Below are 17656 nucleotides of genomic sequence, written 5' to 3'. Positions count from 1 at the left end.
TCTTTGGCTCCTTTCCGCACCGTATTGAATGAAAGTATAGTGATATAAATGGGAACTTGTATATTGGGGTTATTACAATAGTTGACCAAGCAGTACCATCCAAACAATCCGAGATACTACAATCTCTCTTTTGTCAGACTGTAGTACCTCAAATAAAATTTGTGTATTCAGAATAATTATATCAAACAGAATTTCTATATGACTTCTTCCATCCGCTCCAACTCCCATCCGCGAAACTGCATGACGATGCCATGCAACTCGGTGCCGTATATCATCCGGCGTACCTTAGGACCGGCAGCATAACCTTTTATCTGTTCTACAGCTTCTTTCCATTGGGCTTCGGCTTTCGCTCCCGAGTCTTTGGCAGAGAGATATTTTAGTTCGATGATATAGCTGTGCTTCACGTCATAGCGTATCAGGTCAGGCATCAGGAACAGATCACAATAACCGTGGTTCAATTCTACTTCCGGGGCTATCAGGTAATATGCATTCGTACTCAGGTAAGCAGTAAAGAAACCTTGCAGGTTGCGCTCTCCCTCAATAGCGCTGCGCACGGAAGAGTTTTCCTTGTAGGCATGGGCGATAAATTCCAACGTTTCACGCCAATGGCCGTCGTAAGCCATTTCGTAATACATCAGACCAAGGTCGTTCAGATTAATATGTCGATTGTCCTGATATTCTTCCAACAAGAATTCGTAATATTGTTTACGCACGTTATTATTGGGAATACTTAACACCAGATAGTTGCCGCGAGTGGCAGTAATGGTAAGCATACCATAATAAAAAAGCAGACTGGGGAAAATTTCAGGTTTGGTAATATCCGTAGCAGGAAAGGTAGTTGTCAACGTGGTAACAATCTGCCCATCTTCGGTGATTTTACGTAACACTCCTTTGCGGTTACCGTCCAACTTGTCTAGTCGGATAAGTTTTTTCATCTTATTATAATCCGTGCGAGTATTAGGGTCTATCATTTCTTTGGGGGATTTACCCAAAGTCATATAATGACGCAGATAATAAAACACCATGTCACAGTTGAACATCTTTGGGTCACGCTCCAAGCTTTCTTCGGCAAAACAATAATTGTCATACCATGGTCGCATCTCCTCTATCATCGCATCTATATTCGTATTGCCCGGCAACTGCCCGGCATCCTTATAATATTGGAGCATCTCGCGTACATCAGTCTCGCTGAATCCCAACATCATATTAAATTGATGATCGATACTGATATTCCAACCGATATTGAATCCACTAGTCAGGTCGTCCAGCGTTACGGGGCTGACACCGGTCATGAAGATGCGCTCGAACATGCCTTTGAACTTCTTGAAGATTTCGCGGTAGAAGCCACTGGCGTGGGTTAGGGCGTGATAGACTCTGTCACCCTGCTCGTTTAGCACCACATTAGTGAAATTATCATATTCATCCACTATCAGATAAAGCTTGGAGCCGTTATTACGTGCCTTGCGGTCCAGAAAGTTCAATTTGTTGGTAGTGCCGCACTGCGCTTTCATTTCCTCTTCGAAGCCGGGATAATAATAGGACTCATAAATAGAAGCGAAATCATCCAGTCCGCCGCAGCAATAATCATCAAAGTTTTGGGTAAGTGTCCCGTCAAGACCTCCCACTCTGGAGAAATCAAGAAAGAGTATTTGGAAAGTCCCTTGTAACTGTGTAGGATGACTGCCTATCCATAAATTGCTGAAACGCTTTTCGAACTTTTCTTTTTGGGCGATGTCATAATAAGTTCGGAGCATACTCAGAAAGATGCTCTTGCCGAAACGGCGGGGGCGGATAAAGAACAAATTGCTAGGTTGTTTTTCCAACAACGGCAGATACATAGTCTTGTCCACGTAATATTGATTCTGTTCCACCACTTCCACAAAGTTGGAAACTCCATAAGGGATTCTTTTTACTTCTTCCATAATTTGTTCCTTTCTTTAGTTCTCATATTTATGAGATAATGCAAAAGTAGCATATTCCCGCAGAAAGAACAAAGAAAGGGAAAGAAAGTTGGAGTGTTGCTGCACCAGAGTAATGGATATAATCCCTCTTACTTTTTCATGCCATTAGCCGAATAATGTTTATAATGGGTATCCATAATAGAATTAAAAAATGATTGAAGAACCTAATCTTACCTTTTTTCTATCATATAATAAGCAGATATTACTCATTTCTGCATCTTTGTAGCCCAATTCAGTTTTATTCTTTTGATCCCTATACACAGCTTTTTTAACGGGCATTTATAACAACCGCTCCGTCCCAATTCAAGTTCTATTTCTAAATCCCGTGTCCGTTCGTTTAGTTCTATCCACATGCCCCGCAATGCATCCCGCTGTGATTTGGCTTCCCTGTACATTTTGAGTTCCTTGTCGCGTGCCCCTAAGAGAAAAGCATACGCCGAACACACTTCAGATTTACTGATACAAAGCTGCTCCAAGACTTTCACATATTCCGGGCTAATTCCTTTCTCCCTAATCTTCAAGAATCCACGGAGACTCTGATCGTTTACGACGGTTCTGTAATCCTTGAAATATGACATGATTACCTGCATATCCGCCCAAAGTTGGATATACTCTTTTTCAATACCGTATTTCGTGGCCGCTTCTTCTACGCTAATCCATTCTGACATAATGTTCGTTTTTTATGTGTGATACAATGAAAGAGGGATACTCTTTTTATTATATTAGCACAACGGGCATCTACGCCTCCTGCAGTCCGGTGGGCGGGAATTGGTTAGGTTATATTGGGGCATTATGAATAAACCAACCGGATACAAGAAAGGCGTAGATGCTGTTGCACCATTATCCGTCTATGAGGCTTAGCAACACCTTGAGGAAGATAATGATAACAACAGACACCCACGCCAATCGTTTATATATAACACATCTCTTACGGATATGTTGATATACACCGTTCGCGTGGAGTATCTGCTGAATCACCTCTCTCCTTTAAAACTGCTAATTTTCATAGACGAGAGATAATACGCTTTTACTCCAATAAGAAATAAAATCACTTTCCACCTATTTCATCACGCCGATGGGCGGAAAGCGTGTGACAAAGATAAATGATTTATTTGGAATATATTGGAAATAAGGCAATAAATACAAGAAGTTTTGCACTGAATGTTTATAAAATCAATGCCTTTGTGGGCATGTTCCACCATATCTACCAGTTTTGATATGATACCAATGGTATTTGTATTTTGTATCCATTTTTTTGCGCTAAGGCGATAACTGAACAACCCCACTTTTAATTATGTCGAATTCTACACAATTAAAAGTGGGATTGTTCAGCTTCTCCCAAATGCCAAGAAATTCTACAGTGTTTCGATTCCTAAGCCTATTCGAGAAGAAGAATACAAAGGTAAGTACCTTACAATAGAAACAGACAAAAGAAAAACAATTCCGTTAATAAGCTCTCAACCCATAATCGAATCTCATCTTCTTGCTATCTTTCACTTCGATTTTCAACAGATTGTTTCCTTTTCGCAAATAACGGCTATAATCACTGATATTGTATTGATTGTACTGCCTAGTCTGTTTCGCCTCCTGTGCAAAGACTTCCACTCCATTCAACCACACTTTTGCTTCTCCGGCAACATTCAGCCATAAAGACAGATGGTTAAAGTCCTTATCTACATTAAAAGTAGCTTCAGATACTATTGTGGAACGAGGAGGACATTCGAAAGGCAAAGAAGTCATTTTCAGTTCCTGACCGTTCACACCGACAAGGCGGGTATTCTTGCTTCCGTTCTGGCCGTCCGCAATCAAAGTAACAGCTTTCACGGGGGTGATTTCATACAAACGGTTGTGCATCAGGTGCAACAAGCCTTCCGGTATTTTAGTCACTTTCCGGTCATAAGTAATCAAGCCGTTCACTTCCCCTTCCACATCAGTAGTTTGTGTATAGACTGCCGCACTCAATCCCTGGGCAATCAGCGTTTCCAAATCATATAACAGGCGACCATAGCTATCAATCAATGCCATTGCCCCGTCGATATTCTTATACCCCCAGTTTCTCATATTCGGATTCCAGATATGCTCCTTAATCGCCCAGCCATAACCGCCGAACTCTCCCAATACGGAAATACGGTTACCGTTATTCTCCGGCAGAATCATGGAAGTGACAGGATAATTATGCACGTCGTACATATCGCCTACGCCTCTATCCGTCCATCCGGTCACTCCGTTTATCAGACGTGTATCGTCGTACTTAATCACTTTATTCACGATTTCCACCGTATTGTGCTGTCCCCATCCTTCATTGAATACAACCCAAGTAGTGATACAGGGATAGAAACGGAGACGGTCAATCATCTCGAACATTTCTTTTTGCCATTGGCGGGTGTGTTCTTCGGGAGCATTCCAATCAGTAGTAGCCAACGGATTGACATGCTCCTCTTTTTTCCTTGACGTAGCAAAACCGGATACCATATCCTGCCACATCATCAGACCGAGAGAGTCGGCGTAATAATAATACTGTTCCGGCTCCACTTTGATATGTTTACGGATCATATTAAATCCCATCTTCTTCAACTGCACCATGTCCCACAGCATCGCTTCCTCGGAAGGAGGAGTCAGCAATCCGTCGGGCCACCAGCCTTGATCGAGGGGACCGTATTGGAAGATGGGTTGATTATTCAGGCAAATACGATTATATCCGCACTCATCTTTCCGTACATCTACTTTTCTCAAAGCAAAATAACTCTTTACCTGATCTAAAACACGCCCTCCATTGGATAAGGAAATATTCAGACGATACAGTTTCGGAGATTCCGGAGACCATAAGACAGCATCCGGAACGTCTATCTCCATCGTATTACTCAACTTCTGTTCCACCGTCCTGATTACTTTGCCATCATCCAATACTTCTATTTTTACCTCTTCATTACCTTTAGCTCCGGCTATGTCGAAGTTCAGCTTTACGGACTTCTTTTCAATATCAGTGGAAGGAAGCACCTGACGGATATAAGTTTTATCTACCGCTTCCAGCCAGACTGTCTGCCAAATACCCGATACGGGTGTATACCAAATTCCCTCCTGATTGAGTTGTTGCTTGCCACGGGAAATAGATTCCGTATCTGTCGGATCGGTTACAGCTACCTCAATGCTTTGAGGCCCGCTTTTCTTCAAAAACTTAGTAATATCAAACGAGAACGGATTATTCCCTCCTTTATGCGTGCCGGCCAACCGGTTATTCACCCACACCTGACATTCATAATCCACCGCTCCGAAATGCAGGATAGTAGATTTATTCTTCCAGGAGGGATTTAGTGTGAACTCACGTTGATACCATAGTTTATCCGTAGGAAGAAATGTTTTCTGCACTCCGGACAGAGACGATTCAATCGCAAACGGGACGAGGATTTCCCCCTCAAAGGAAACATTCTTCCGGACCGTGTTCTGATCCGTCACGGCATATTTCCACAATCCATTCAGATTGATCCATTCGGCCCGTTGCAACTGCGGTCTGGGATAACTTTGCCACACATTTTCCGGCGTCACCTGTTCAGCCCATACTGTTTTGATTTTATCACCTTTAGGCTCCCATGCATGGGCAAACACCTGCGACATGGCTCCTAAAGCCAGAGTAAATAAGATTCTTTTATCCATAAGCATTAGCGGGTTTTATATTCTTTAAAATCTTTCCGTCGATTCTTATTGTAGGTATTCCACATTTTCTGGAAATACAAGACATCGCTCTTGTCTGCCCATTCGAAATAGGCCGTTTCCAGTTCTTTTGCCATTTCAGGATATTTGCCGATCAGGTTGTGCTGCTCGGTACGGTCTTCCCTGATGTTGTACAATTCCCATTCATCTCCCTTAAAATTGGCCGAAACCAGCTTCCAGTCACCTTTACGCACCATGCGGTTGCCTTCATGCTCTGCATAAATATACCTTTCGGGCATCTTCTTCCCTTTCACAATCGGGAGGATGGATTTACCTGCCGTAGGCAGAATCGCTCTTCCCTGATATTCTTTCGGATAAGTGGCTCCTGCCAGTTCCACACAGGTAGACATGATATCGGAGAATTGTGCAGGCTGATGATCCAGTCCGCCTTTGTTCTTCACCTGATTCCCCCAGGAAATGATACATGGGGTTGAGATACCTCCTTCGTGAGCATAATGTTTATACAGCGTGAACGGTGTGCAACAAACATTCGCCCAGCCTGTGCCGTAATGATGATAAGTTCCGGGTAAGCCCATCTGGTCGAGTTCGGCTCCCGTATGCGTATGATATTCGACTCCGGTCTGTTTGTCAAAACCAAATTCGTGCCATTCGGCACAAGCTCCGTTATCGGACATAAACATGATAAATGTATTGTCCAACTCACCGTTCTTTTTCAACTCATCCACTACCCGGCCGATATTCGCGTCCATCACATCCACCATCGCTGCAAAAATGGACATACGACGTGCCAAGTCGGTCTGCTGATCTTTCGTCAATGAGTCCCATGCCGGTAACGGATGCGTTTCATCTTCAAACAGACTTTCGGGAACCACGCCGCGCGGGCTAAGTTCCGGTTTGCCTTGCATCAGTTTCAGGTCAACAATCCGTTTCCAACGTGCGTCACGAATCTTGTCCCATCCCTGCATATAGAGAGACATATATTTATCGGTCACTTCTTTCGGTGCGTGCAAAGGAAAATGGGGAGCATTATAAGCCAGATACAGGAACAGCGGTTTCTTTTCCTGATGTGCCTGGTCGATAAAGTCAATCGCATAATCCGTTATCACATTCGTTGCATAGAAAGTTCCTTCTTCATAGTGTCTGGGGGTACGGTCTTTCGGCAAACGGGTATATACTTCCGGATTCCAGAAAGAATTAAATCCGCCCAGCAATCCGTAATACTCTTGAAACCCACGAAGAATAGGATTCGACTTATTCCCCAGATGCCACTTTCCTGACATAGCCGTAAAATATCCGGCATCTTTCAGGACTTCTGCAATCGTGACGTTGTCCGAATTGGAACGGAAACCGGAATATCCTTTCGGCCAGGCAGGATGACTGCCGTCCATGTGTCCCAATCCCGTCTGATGCGGATAAAGTCCCGTCAACAGGTTGGCACGCGACGGACAACTGCGTGCACTGTTATACATCTGCGTCATACGGACGCCATTCTTTGCCAGTTTATCCAGTACCGGTGTATGAATCTCACCACCGAAGCAGCCGAGATCGGAGAAGCCCAAATCGTCTGCCAGTATGATAATAATATTCGGTTTGTCCTGTGCATACGTCATCGGGACCAGAGCCAGGCTGCCTGCTATCAATAAAGAAGTTTTCATTTGGTATTATAATTAAAGTTGGGTTTGAATTTACCATTCTCATAGATCATCGGAATTAATCCGGGACGGCACGTCACTTTATACTCTGCCGCCTGTGCCCCACGCGGATTGAAGAACATGGTAGCCCACCAGTTTCCATCCTTATCCTGGAAAAGGTTGTTGTGTCCTCCTCCCGTGATGGCATTGTAGCGTTCGCTATAGGGACCATACACATTATCGGCTGTCGAGATGATGCAGTCGTAACTATAACGTGTCTTCGGTGAGGTTACTCCCTTTTTCTCAATATAGGTATCTCCCTCCGACGTACGGTGCGACCATATAGCTTGTACGAGGTGATATTTGTTATCGTATTTGAAGATAAACGCTCCTTCAATATATGGTTCCGGATTATATTTTTTCTCTTTCAATGTTTTCAGTTCCTCGGCAAATCCGCTCATATCCGGTTTCATACGGGCGATATAATGGTTGTGCCCGACAAAGTAGACAGTGCCGTCCGTATCTTCGAACAAACTTCCGTCGATGTTCGGGAAGATAGCTTTATCTTTATTACCTTCGATATTCTCGTACGGTCCTTCCGGCTTTCCGGTCTTGCTCCGCAAAATGAAAGAACCTCTCCCACCTGCCGACTCATTCATGCAGGCAACGATAAACCAGTTCTTCACACTTTTGATATAATGCATTTCCGGAGCCCATACAGCATGGAAACGGTTGTCCATCGGATCACCGTTTATGGATTTTTTCTGATATTTCTCTCCTGCTTTATATACTTTCGGCTTCTTTTGCCAGGTTCCGTCTTTTTCCATCGACCATATTTGTCCTCTGGCTTCCCAGGACTTCATATCTTTGGAACGCCACAGGTACAAACCGTCGTTCCAGTCCCAGCAATGTCTCTGTCCCGGAAAGTAACGGTCGGGGGTAGAGGTCGTTCCTGTGATATAATAATAACCGTCGGGACCCAGCGTAGCCCAAGTGTCCCTCATCCAATAATCAAATGCCGGCTTTACGAATTTCGGAACACGTAGCTCCGGAGCGTTTGTATTTGCCGTTCCATATAACTGCGCTGATGCTGTACAGATGGAAATAAATCCTGTAAGCAAGATCAATCCTAATCGTCCAATCAATTTCATATATTTCTGTTTTATGTTTACGTATTCTTCCTATTTAAGATAGTTAAATGGATTCTGTTTAAAATGATAGCGTCTTTGCGGAAGAGGTAGTGGGTCCTGCAAACGTAATTCCCATGCCAGCAACCGGGTCAGAAGTTCCGTTTGAATTTCGCTATATTTCTTCTCACCAAACAGATTATGAACTTCCGAAGGGTCTTTCTTCAAGTTATAAAGTTCACCGTTTCCATAATGATTCATTACCAGTTTCCAGTCATCCTTTCTTATCATGCGTGAAGTGCCACTTTGTGTCCAGGTGTTCAGTTCGTCAAAGTGGGCTATTTTGCCGGGAGTCAATGCTCCTTCCTGTTCGAAAGTCAGGGAAGCGTCCAGTCCGACGTCAGCTCCACCGAAGCCTTGTTGAACCACCATGCTGGAGAATTCTTCTTTGGGATAAGCCTTCCCGGCCAACATCGGCCACAAGCTACGTCCCTGAACGCCTGCCGGTATTTCGGCACCGATGGCAGAGCAGAATGTAGGGAAAAGGTCGGCTATCGACACGTGGCCATCCATAGGTGCAGGCTGATTCTTGATCTGATAGCCCGCCCATACCATCGGAATACGTGCCAGGCTTTCGGAAAGTCCGGCTCCTTTACGGATTAATCCGTATTCTCCCCAATAATCACCGTGGTCGGAGAGTACAACAAAGATGGTATTTTCATATTGTCCGCTGGCTTTCAATGATTCGATCAATCTTTTGATCTGATCGTCTATCAACCGGATCATTCCGATATAGTTGGCACGGATTCGGGGCAGGTCCTGTTCCAGGTTGGGGCAGGATGCATCTTCCAGTTCTGCCAGAATACGGTATTTCTCTCCTTTCTTTGCCAAGTCCTTGCGTGATGTCTTCAATACGGGAAGTTTGTCGGGCGAGAACATGGAGTAATAGGGTTCGCATACCTGATAAGGGTTGTGGGGTTCCGGAAAGGATACCCATACGAAGAAAGGATTTTCTTTCTGTTTCTCAATCCATGCCAGTGCTTCGTTCACGATTTTGGTGGGATGCTGCTCTTCCAGGAAGATTGGAGAGGGTTCCAGCCATTGCCCCCTGGCTTGCTGATTCAGGAAACGGGCAGTCTCTTTCTCTGCGGGAGTCGTCTTTTTGTGCTTTCCCCAGTGTCCGTATTCAGACCAGAAATCCAAGTCGGCAGGTTTCAGGTAAGCGTGATTCTTGCCAACCAATGCTGTTTTATATCCGTTTTCTTTCAATACGCCCACTAAGTCCTGTTGATAGGAGATGTCGGGGATATTGTGATTCGTGCGTACGTGAGTGGCGGAAGGAAAACGCCCGGTGAACATGGAACAACGTGCCGGAGAGCTGGCCGGCATCACAGTGTATGCCTTATTGAACCATACATTCTCCTGCGCCAAACGGTCGACAAAGGGAGTCACTTCCAGCGGAAAACCTTCCCTGCCGCACAAATCGGCACGCTGCTGATCGGTCATAATAACCACAATATTCGGTTTGCCGGTTTGCGCCTGGACTGACATAGCCAAACCTTGTATGGCAAGTCCTGTGATACAAAAGATTGTTTTCATTTTATTTATTTCTTATTTAAAAGATCCTATTTAAAACGATATACAACCATGGAAGCGGCCTCCAGTTCGAGCGGCTGGTTCAGATCCAGTCCGACTTCCGTCTCTACCGGTTGGACTTCATTCGGAGCAAACGGTGTGTTTTCTTTTCCCGGAACCAGTACCAGGCTTGTTTTATGTGCCTTGACGGGACGTTTGAAGCCGGAAACTTCCGGTTGTAGAGTGACTTTTTTATCCTGCAGGTTTATCAGTTTCAGGATATATTGTTTGCTGGCCGTATCATATCCCATCGTAACAAAGATGTTCTGCAAACCTTCTATATCCTTGATCGCTGCATCCAGACACACGTCAAACGTGTTATCCCTGAACATCTTTGCCAGGTAGAAGAAGGAAGTCTTTACGCTACTGTCTACTCCATTAATCAACATCGGCAGGAAGATACGGTGTTCCAGAAAGTCCCAATGCCTCATCACCGGACGTTCGGCAAACAAGGGATTCAAATCGCCGTTGCGTTCTATTGACATACGGATGGCTCCGGTAGCCAGCAGGTTATAAGGATATTTTCCGCTAATACCCAATTCGCCGATAAACAGCTCGGCAACACCCCGTTTGTAGTTATCAAAACGATAATGCTGTTCGCAAGCCCATTCGATTGAGTTATAATAATGTTCATCGAACACTTTCACATTCTTCGGGTTGACAAAATTAGGAATATCCTTCCGTTTGTCATCATTCTCTCTTCCGACTACACGGATGACACTATTGGCTATATAAATCAAGTCAGGATATTTGGCGGACAATGCCTGATAAATTTTTTCATAACGTTCCCAATACACAGGTCCGAAATCTTCATTTCCAATCTCGATATATTTTAGCGGGAAAGGAGCGGGATGACCGTTCTTTGCCCGTTCGGCTCCCCATTTCGTAGTTGTATCACCAATGGCATACTCGATGGCATCCAACGCATCCTGGATATAAGCGTCCAGATCGACATCAATGTGTCTGAAATTCCACTGTGGACTTTGCTTCACCCAACCGCTGCAAATCATACCCGTAGGCATCACATACATCGCATCAGCTCCCACATATTCGCACAATTCATAAAACTCATGATAGCCGATTCCGTCGGTACGGTAATAAGGTGCCCATTTGCTCCACTGTCCCGGACGATTTTCAATCGGTCCGAGCGTCTTTTTCCAGTGATACATCGTTTCTTCATTGACTCCGTGCACGATGCATCCGCCCGGAAAACGGATAAAGCTGGGAGAAAACTCTTTCAGGTTCTGAACAATGTCTTTACGGAATACGGATTTTCCATCGTTCCAGGTATCGGACGGGAACAGGGAAACGACATCCATCTGAAATTGTCCTTTCGACATCGGTTGTATGGCAAACATTCCACGCCGGACGTTCTTTTCCGGTTTCAGTTCACCGGTATATTTTGTCCATTCCCGATTCCCTACATTCACTTCGATCACATTGCTCACCCGCTGTCCCAATTCGTCAACCAGAAATACACGTAACGGAGCGGAATAATTCCTGTTCTTCAGAAACAAGGAAAGGCGGTAAGACGTATCTGTCTTCAGGTTCATTCCATAATATCCACGGTTGAGAATCAGGGCATCCGAATGGTTCGCAATATCTTCCGTGACATTAACCAGCATCGAATACTTATTTTCCCCGCTCATCGGATTTTCATCCGTGCGACTGATAAATACAGGAGTATATGATAACGGATAAGTCGTCCATCCAATCAGCGGATCGGCCTGAAACACTTTTTTCTCTTTAACGCGGGGAGCCGGAACATTTTCATAAAGACCGTCCTTCACAGATAATCCGGCAGGCGGTGTAGCTTCTTCAAACGAACGGTTACGTATCAGTTCGGCGTGCAAGGCACCCTCGCCCATCATTCCTATTTCCTCATAATGGAAACCGTACTTTACGGGAGCCACTTTGTGGGTTTTCGATTTATTGATATACAATGTTCCATCGGAGGAAGACAGAGAGGAACTATTCCCATATACCAGAGGTAATGTGAAAAACAGACCGATACCAAACGTAAAGGATTTGAATGTCGAATGATTCATAGCATTTGTTTTTAGAGTTTCACATTGCAAATGTGGTCTTTTCTATCCAAGAAAAACAGAAAAATAATGCTTAATACCTGCAATCATGTATAAAAATCTGTAGCGAAGCGGCAAACTGAACATGAGTGCTGCCCGTTTGAACAATTCTACGACTGTTCAAAACAAAAAAAGACGTATCTTTAGGTCGTGAAAATCAATCAGAAAAGCCATGAGAACCACCTTACTTAAATTCGTACTTTTATTTAGTCTCGTGCTCTTAAATACAAGCTTGTCGACGGGACAGATTCAATATAATAACATACGCTTCAAACAGCTAAGTATAGCTGAAGGACTCCCGCACAATACGATCAATGCAATCACCCAGGACAACCATGGGTTCATCTGGTTTGGTACACGCAACGGATTGTGCCGATATGACGGTTATAATATCAACCTGTTCGCACATAATGAAGCCGACAGCACCTCACTCCGCCACAATTTCATCACACGCTTATATAACGATTCGCTCCGTAACATTCTATGGATCTCTACCGATCAGGGCATCTGCAGCTATAACTACGAGACAGAAGATTTCAGCCGTTACCAGATTAAAGGGAACACTAAGGATGATGTTTGTTTCCTGAACACCAGCGATGGTATGCTTCTGGCAGCTTGTAGCAACGGACTCTATCGCTACAATGAACAAGACAGCTTGTTCGTCCCTTTTCTTCTCGATAAAGAAAAGCCTCATGTGAGATACTTTGCGGAGGACGGAGACAAAACCTTATGGATAGATACCAACAAAGGACTGATGCGATACAGTCTGGAAAAGAAACAGTTCGTTTCCCTCCCGACTCTCATCCAGCCTTTTACACAGCAATGCAACAATGCCGTCCTGATCTCGTCCAACCAGCTTTTATTTAATACTAACAACGATTTTTTCGTCTATCATATACAAAGCAATACCCTGTGTAATCTTTCGAAAGACCTTGAAGTGAAAGACTTCCGGTGTGCGGCAACCGACCATACGGGGAATATATGGGTAGGCACGGAGTATGGCATCTTTGTCTTCAACAAACTCTATCAACTGATTGCACACTACGAACAATCGGAACGGGATTTAAGTGCGCTAAACGATTCTCCCATTTACAGCCTTTATCAGGACAAGGCTCATAATATGTGGGTGGGAACCTATTTCGGAGGAGTCAACTATTATATATTCGGTTCCGACCAGTTCCAGATATATCCATACGGAGCCAGTTTTAATCATTTGAGCGGAAAGGCTGTCCGCCAGATTATCAATGCTCCGGACAATGGTCTGTACATCGCCACCGAAGATGGCGGATTGAACTACCTGAACAATAAGAAAGAAATCACCCGTGCCGAACGGCTGCACAAGCAAATGCAAATTTACGCCAAGAACATACATTCTTTATGGCTCGACAAAGATAACAGCCTGTGGCTCGGACTGTTCCTGAAAGGAGCTCTTCACTATATACCGCATCTAAACCGCACGATAGACTATAATCTACTGTCGGATGAGGTTTCTTCCGGCTTCTGCATCATCGAAGACAAGAACGATCATATCTGGTACGGAGGCCCTTCCGGCTTATTCCTGATCGACAAGAAGAAAGCAAACTCCCGCCCGGAAAAAATTTCATCTCTCCGTGTCTTTAACCTGGTACAGTTTAATGACAGTATACTTTGGGCAGGAACCCGAAAAGGCAGTATATTTCAGATCAATACCCATACACTGAAAGTAACCTCGCTCCCCATCCTGCCGCATACCGATCTCTACATCACCTATATCTACCCCGATTCACATCAACGGATATGGATAGGTACAGACAACAACGGGCTTTATGTATCAGACCGCAACGGTAGCATTATCGCCTTTTACAGTAAAGAACAGTTGGGCTCCAACGCCATCAAAGGTATCATTGAAGATGAGATGAGTAATGTTTGGGTAGGTACCGGAAACGGACTTTGTTGTATCAATTTCCAAACAGGAAGCATTGACCGATATACCACGGCCGACGGATTGCCCATCAACCAGTTCAACTACTCCTCCGCCTGTAAGAAGCCTGACGGAGAATTGTATTTCGGAACTATCAACGGTATGATTTCTTTCTACCCGGAACAGGTACGCTCCGTCAATCCCCGTTTCAACATTGCACTGACTGCCATTTGGAGCAACAGCGAATATATGTCGCCCAACAATGAGAAAGCATTCATCCCTTCCTCTATCTCCGAACTGACAGAGATCACCCTGACGCACGAACAAGCCCAATCCCTGCGTCTCGAATATTCCGGCCTGAATTATCAATATACCGACAACACTCAATATGCGATGAAAATGGAAGGTATCGACAAGGACTGGCAGTTTGTAGGCAACCAGCATCAGGTACGCTTCTCCAATCTGCCTTCAGGAAGATATATCTTAAAGATCAAAGCCAGCAAAGATGGTATCCACTGGGACGAAACGGGCCAAAAGGACCTTGCCATCAGAGTCCTTCCTCCTTGGTGGCTCTCACCGGGAGCATATTTAGTTTATGCACTACTCTTCCTATTAATCATTTACGCCGCATACAGATATACCAAAACGCGTATCATCCTGCTCATGCGACTGAAAACGGAGCATGAACAACGCGTCAACATAGAGAATATGAATCAACAGAAGATCAATTTCTTCACTTACATTTCCCATGACCTGAAAACACCGCTGACCCTGATTCTATCACCTCTGCAACGATTGATCCAGCAGCCACAAATCAGCAACAACGATAAAGAGAAACTGGAAGTCATCTACCGAAACGCCAACCGGATGAATTATCTGATTAATGAACTATTGACGTTCAGTAAAATCGAGATGAAACAGATGCGTATCAGCGTCCGGAAGGGAGACATCATGCACTTTCTGGAAGAACTGTCGCACATCTTCGACATTGTAGCCGGGGAACGGGAAATTGACTTCATCGTCAACCTGGAAGACACCGAAGAGGAAGTCTGGTTCTCGCCTTCCAAGCTGGAACGGATTCTTTATAACTTGCTCTCAAACGCATTTAAATATACCCAGCCCGGCGGATACGTCAAGTTGAGTGCCAAACTAATAAAAGAAGAGAAAGGAACATTTGTGCAAATCTCCGTCAAAGACAATGGCAGGGGGATTCCTAAAGAAGCTCAAGAACAAATATTTGAAAGTTACTACCAAGTTGAGAAGCGCGACCATCGCGAAGGATTCGGACTGGGATTATCGCTTACGCGTTCGCTCATACACATGCACAAAGGGGAAATCCGGGTAGAAAGCGAAATCAACAAAGGTTCGGACTTTATCGTTACCCTGAATGTATCCGAGGATGCTTACAACCCCGATGAACGCTCGTCCGAGAACATCACGACCGAAGAAATACAGAAATATAACCAGCGAATCAAGGAAACCATCGAACTCATTCCCGAAAAGCTGACCAACAAAGAAAAAGATCCTGCCCGGGAATCTATTATGATTGTAGAGGACAATAAAGAAATGAATGATTATCTTGCCAGCATATTCAGCGAGAAATATGATATTATACGGGCGTATAACGGTGCGGAAGCCTGCAAGAAGATAGCCAAACAGCTGCCCAACCTCATTATATCGGATTTAATGATGCCGGTGATGGACGGCCTGGAATTCACGGAACGTGTCAAACAGGACGTAACGACCAGCCATATCCCCGTTATTCTCCTGACTGCAAAGACCGATGAGAACGACCATACGGAAGGTTATCTGCGGGGAGCCGATGCGTATATCACTAAACCTTTCAACGCCAAGAATCTGGAACTGCTGGTACAGAATATCCAAAAGAGCCGGAAACAGAGTATTGAACACTTCAAACAGGCAGAAGAACTGAACATCAAGCAAATAACCAACAACCCGCGGGATGAAATATTCATGAAAGAACTGATGGAACTGATTATGGCGAACCTCACCAAGGAAGACTTCGGAGTAACGGAAATCACAGCCCATCTCCGCATCAGCCGCAGCCTGTTGCACATGAAGCTGAAATCACTCACCGGATGCTCCATCACTCAATTCATACGGACGATCAAAATGAAAGAGGCTAAAACTCATTTACTGAATGGTATGAATGTCTCCGAAGCATCATTTGCCGTCGGTATATCAGATCCGAACTACTTTACAAAGTGTTTCAAGAAAGAATTTAATATCACTCCGACAGAGTTTCTCAAACAGTTGAAATAGAAAGCAAAAGTAACTGCTTCAGAAATTCAACCTACCCTTAGACAACGTGTCAACTATTAATAGAAAAGTTCTTTTGCTCCCTTTGCAAAGATCTCTTCCCTTCATAGTAAAGTTGTCTTTGCCCTATTTCAAACTATAAACGCAAGTTCCGTTTATATAATTGCAAGCTTTGTTTTTATAAACGGAACTTGCATTTATAAAAACAAAGCTTGCAATTATAGTTTGGAATGAAGAAAAAGGAAGTTATCCAACCGGCAAAAAGAAGTTTGGTCTATATCAAAAGGAAGTTAGCTATTAATAGCCAACAGGGCAAGTAGGTATATATTGTAAATCAACTACGCCCAACAGAAAAAGATATCGCCGGTAATTAATCTGCAACATTCACTGATGCAGCTAATTACCGGCGAGCAATAGAAATCTATAATCAACTCATACCTATTCTACCATTCCTGGAAGCGTAAATCAGCTTCCGGATTCTGACGACGAATCAGTTCCTCGTCAACCTGATAAGTGACGCCACCTTTCGTGTACTTATAAGAAAGGGTAAACTTAGGCTGTTTCCCTACAAATTCCAATGATTCGGCTGCAGGATCTAATGTGGCGGATGCATCTGTGATAGCGACGCTTCCTCCGGCTTCAATATTGACGCTTCCATCCGGATTGACTGTCAGATTCACCGACTCATTGTTTTCCAATGTGTTTCCGAAACCCGGTCTGCGTACTTTGTTTCTACCTAACGAAACAAAGTCGCGGGTCATATTCTGACTCAAATCCTTGTTACTATATTCAGTAACTTGCTGGGTGGACAAATTGGTAACTTTCCCTTTCACAAAGTATGTCCCATGATACTGGCTGACGAACTTGACAACTACAATGCTGTAATCCTTCAAATTGCCATTCACATCAGTACTAATTTCATCCTGATTATGATCGATCAACCGGAAAGGGATTGCATAGTGCTTGTTCAAAGCATCATCGTCTTCATAGAAAGCATCGGAGAAAGTCACTTTCACATCTGCTATTGCCAGATTCGGATTACTAATCGTCATCTTGTTCGGATTAGCCAACTGATAATAGTTTTCCGGCATCAGTGTCAAGCCCGTACCATCCAGTAAAGACGGATCGATCTCAAACGTAGCCCAATCATCGGTATGCACCTCTCTTTTACCGCCAATAGCCACTCCCACCTTTATCGACATATCTGTATCGGCTACCAGTGTCCGCAGAGGTTTTTGCGAAGCAAAGTACACAGAACTCTTATCGTAGTCCTTTTCATAATCGTCATAACAAGCAGTCATCAGAATGCTTATCAGTCCTATCCATAATATATTTAGTCTTTTCATTGTAAATAAGTATTTATATCAAC

General features: G+C 44.1%; 9 protein-coding genes. 1 reads left to right on the top strand and 8 read right to left on the bottom strand.

What is annotated here, in order from left to right:
• Positions 1–194: 194 nt before the first annotated feature.
• From CJF29_RS00265 to CJF29_RS00235, 7 genes are all read right to left on the bottom strand, one after another.
• On the bottom strand, positions 195–1922 hold the full coding sequence (locus tag CJF29_RS00265; protein ID WP_074556613.1) for an ATP-binding protein: 1728 nt from the start codon (positions 1920–1922) through the stop codon (positions 195–197).
• Between the two features lie 245 nt (positions 1923–2167).
• Positions 2168–2629: a hypothetical protein gene (locus CJF29_RS00260; protein WP_074556614.1), complete on the bottom strand. Its 462-nt coding sequence runs from the start codon at positions 2627–2629 to the stop codon at positions 2168–2170.
• A 778-nt stretch (positions 2630–3407) separates the two neighbouring features.
• Positions 3408–5612 (bottom strand): glycoside hydrolase family 2 protein, encoded by a 2205-nt coding sequence (locus tag CJF29_RS00255; protein ID WP_074556653.1) that lies wholly within the window; start codon positions 5610–5612, stop codon positions 3408–3410.
• A 5-nt stretch (positions 5613–5617) separates the two neighbouring features.
• A complete protein-coding gene (locus tag CJF29_RS00250) occupies positions 5618–7285 on the bottom strand; it encodes an arylsulfatase (RefSeq protein ID WP_009001277.1) in 1668 nt (555 codons plus the stop codon).
• Complete coding sequence (locus CJF29_RS00245; RefSeq protein ID WP_099146769.1) at positions 7282–8412, bottom strand: family 43 glycosylhydrolase; 1131 nt, start codon at positions 8410–8412, stop codon at positions 7282–7284. Before CJF29_RS00245 ends, CJF29_RS00250 begins: the two co-directional genes overlap by 4 nt.
• 30 nt (positions 8413–8442) lie before the next feature.
• Complete coding sequence (locus CJF29_RS00240) at positions 8443–9987, bottom strand: sulfatase (RefSeq protein ID WP_099146770.1); 1545 nt, start codon at positions 9985–9987, stop codon at positions 8443–8445.
• A 26-nt stretch (positions 9988–10013) separates the two neighbouring features.
• On the bottom strand, positions 10014–12071 hold the full coding sequence (locus CJF29_RS00235) for an alpha-L-arabinofuranosidase C-terminal domain-containing protein (RefSeq protein WP_099146771.1): 2058 nt from the start codon (positions 12069–12071) through the stop codon (positions 10014–10016).
• 208 nt (positions 12072–12279) lie between these two features.
• On the opposite strand from CJF29_RS00235, the gene CJF29_RS00230 reads away from it, so the two are divergent.
• Positions 12280–16290, top strand: coding sequence for a two-component regulator propeller domain-containing protein (locus CJF29_RS00230; protein ID WP_099146772.1), 4011 nt, complete (start codon positions 12280–12282; stop codon positions 16288–16290).
• 440 nt (positions 16291–16730) lie between these two features.
• Here CJF29_RS00230 and CJF29_RS00225 read toward each other — a convergent pair whose 3' ends face one another.
• Positions 16731–17633, bottom strand: a complete 903-nt coding sequence (locus CJF29_RS00225; protein ID WP_099146773.1) for a BT_3987 domain-containing protein — start codon at positions 17631–17633, stop codon at positions 16731–16733.
• Positions 17634–17656: the final 23 nt, after the last annotated feature.

Source organism: Bacteroides celer, from assembly GCF_002632415.2.
Classification (GTDB): domain Bacteria; phylum Bacteroidota; class Bacteroidia; order Bacteroidales; family Bacteroidaceae; genus Bacteroides.
Note: the sequence above shows the minus strand (reverse complement) of the source record. Positions and strands in the feature narration are given on the sequence as shown.

What these genes read in the sequence shown, in the direction of transcription:
- CJF29_RS00265 (WP_074556613.1), bottom strand. Translation starts at nt 1,922, where the DNA reads ATGGAAGAAGTAAAAAGAATCCCTTATGGAGTTTCCAACTTTGTGGAA.
- CJF29_RS00260 (WP_074556614.1), bottom strand. Translation starts at nt 2,629, where the DNA reads ATGTCAGAATGGATTAGCGTAGAAGAAGCGGCCACGAAATACGGTATT.
- CJF29_RS00255 (WP_074556653.1), bottom strand. Translation starts at nt 5,612, where the DNA reads ATGGATAAAAGAATCTTATTTACTCTGGCTTTAGGAGCCATGTCGCAG.
- CJF29_RS00250 (WP_009001277.1), bottom strand. Translation starts at nt 7,285, where the DNA reads ATGAAAACTTCTTTATTGATAGCAGGCAGCCTGGCTCTGGTCCCGATG.
- CJF29_RS00245 (WP_099146769.1), bottom strand. Translation starts at nt 8,412, where the DNA reads ATGAAATTGATTGGACGATTAGGATTGATCTTGCTTACAGGATTTATT.
- CJF29_RS00240 (WP_099146770.1), bottom strand. Translation starts at nt 9,987, where the DNA reads ATGAAAACAATCTTTTGTATCACAGGACTTGCCATACAAGGTTTGGCT.
- CJF29_RS00235 (WP_099146771.1), bottom strand. Translation starts at nt 12,071, where the DNA reads ATGAATCATTCGACATTCAAATCCTTTACGTTTGGTATCGGTCTGTTT.
- CJF29_RS00230 (WP_099146772.1), top strand. Translation starts at nt 12,280, where the DNA reads ATGAGAACCACCTTACTTAAATTCGTACTTTTATTTAGTCTCGTGCTC.
- CJF29_RS00225 (WP_099146773.1), bottom strand. Translation starts at nt 17,633, where the DNA reads ATGAAAAGACTAAATATATTATGGATAGGACTGATAAGCATTCTGATG.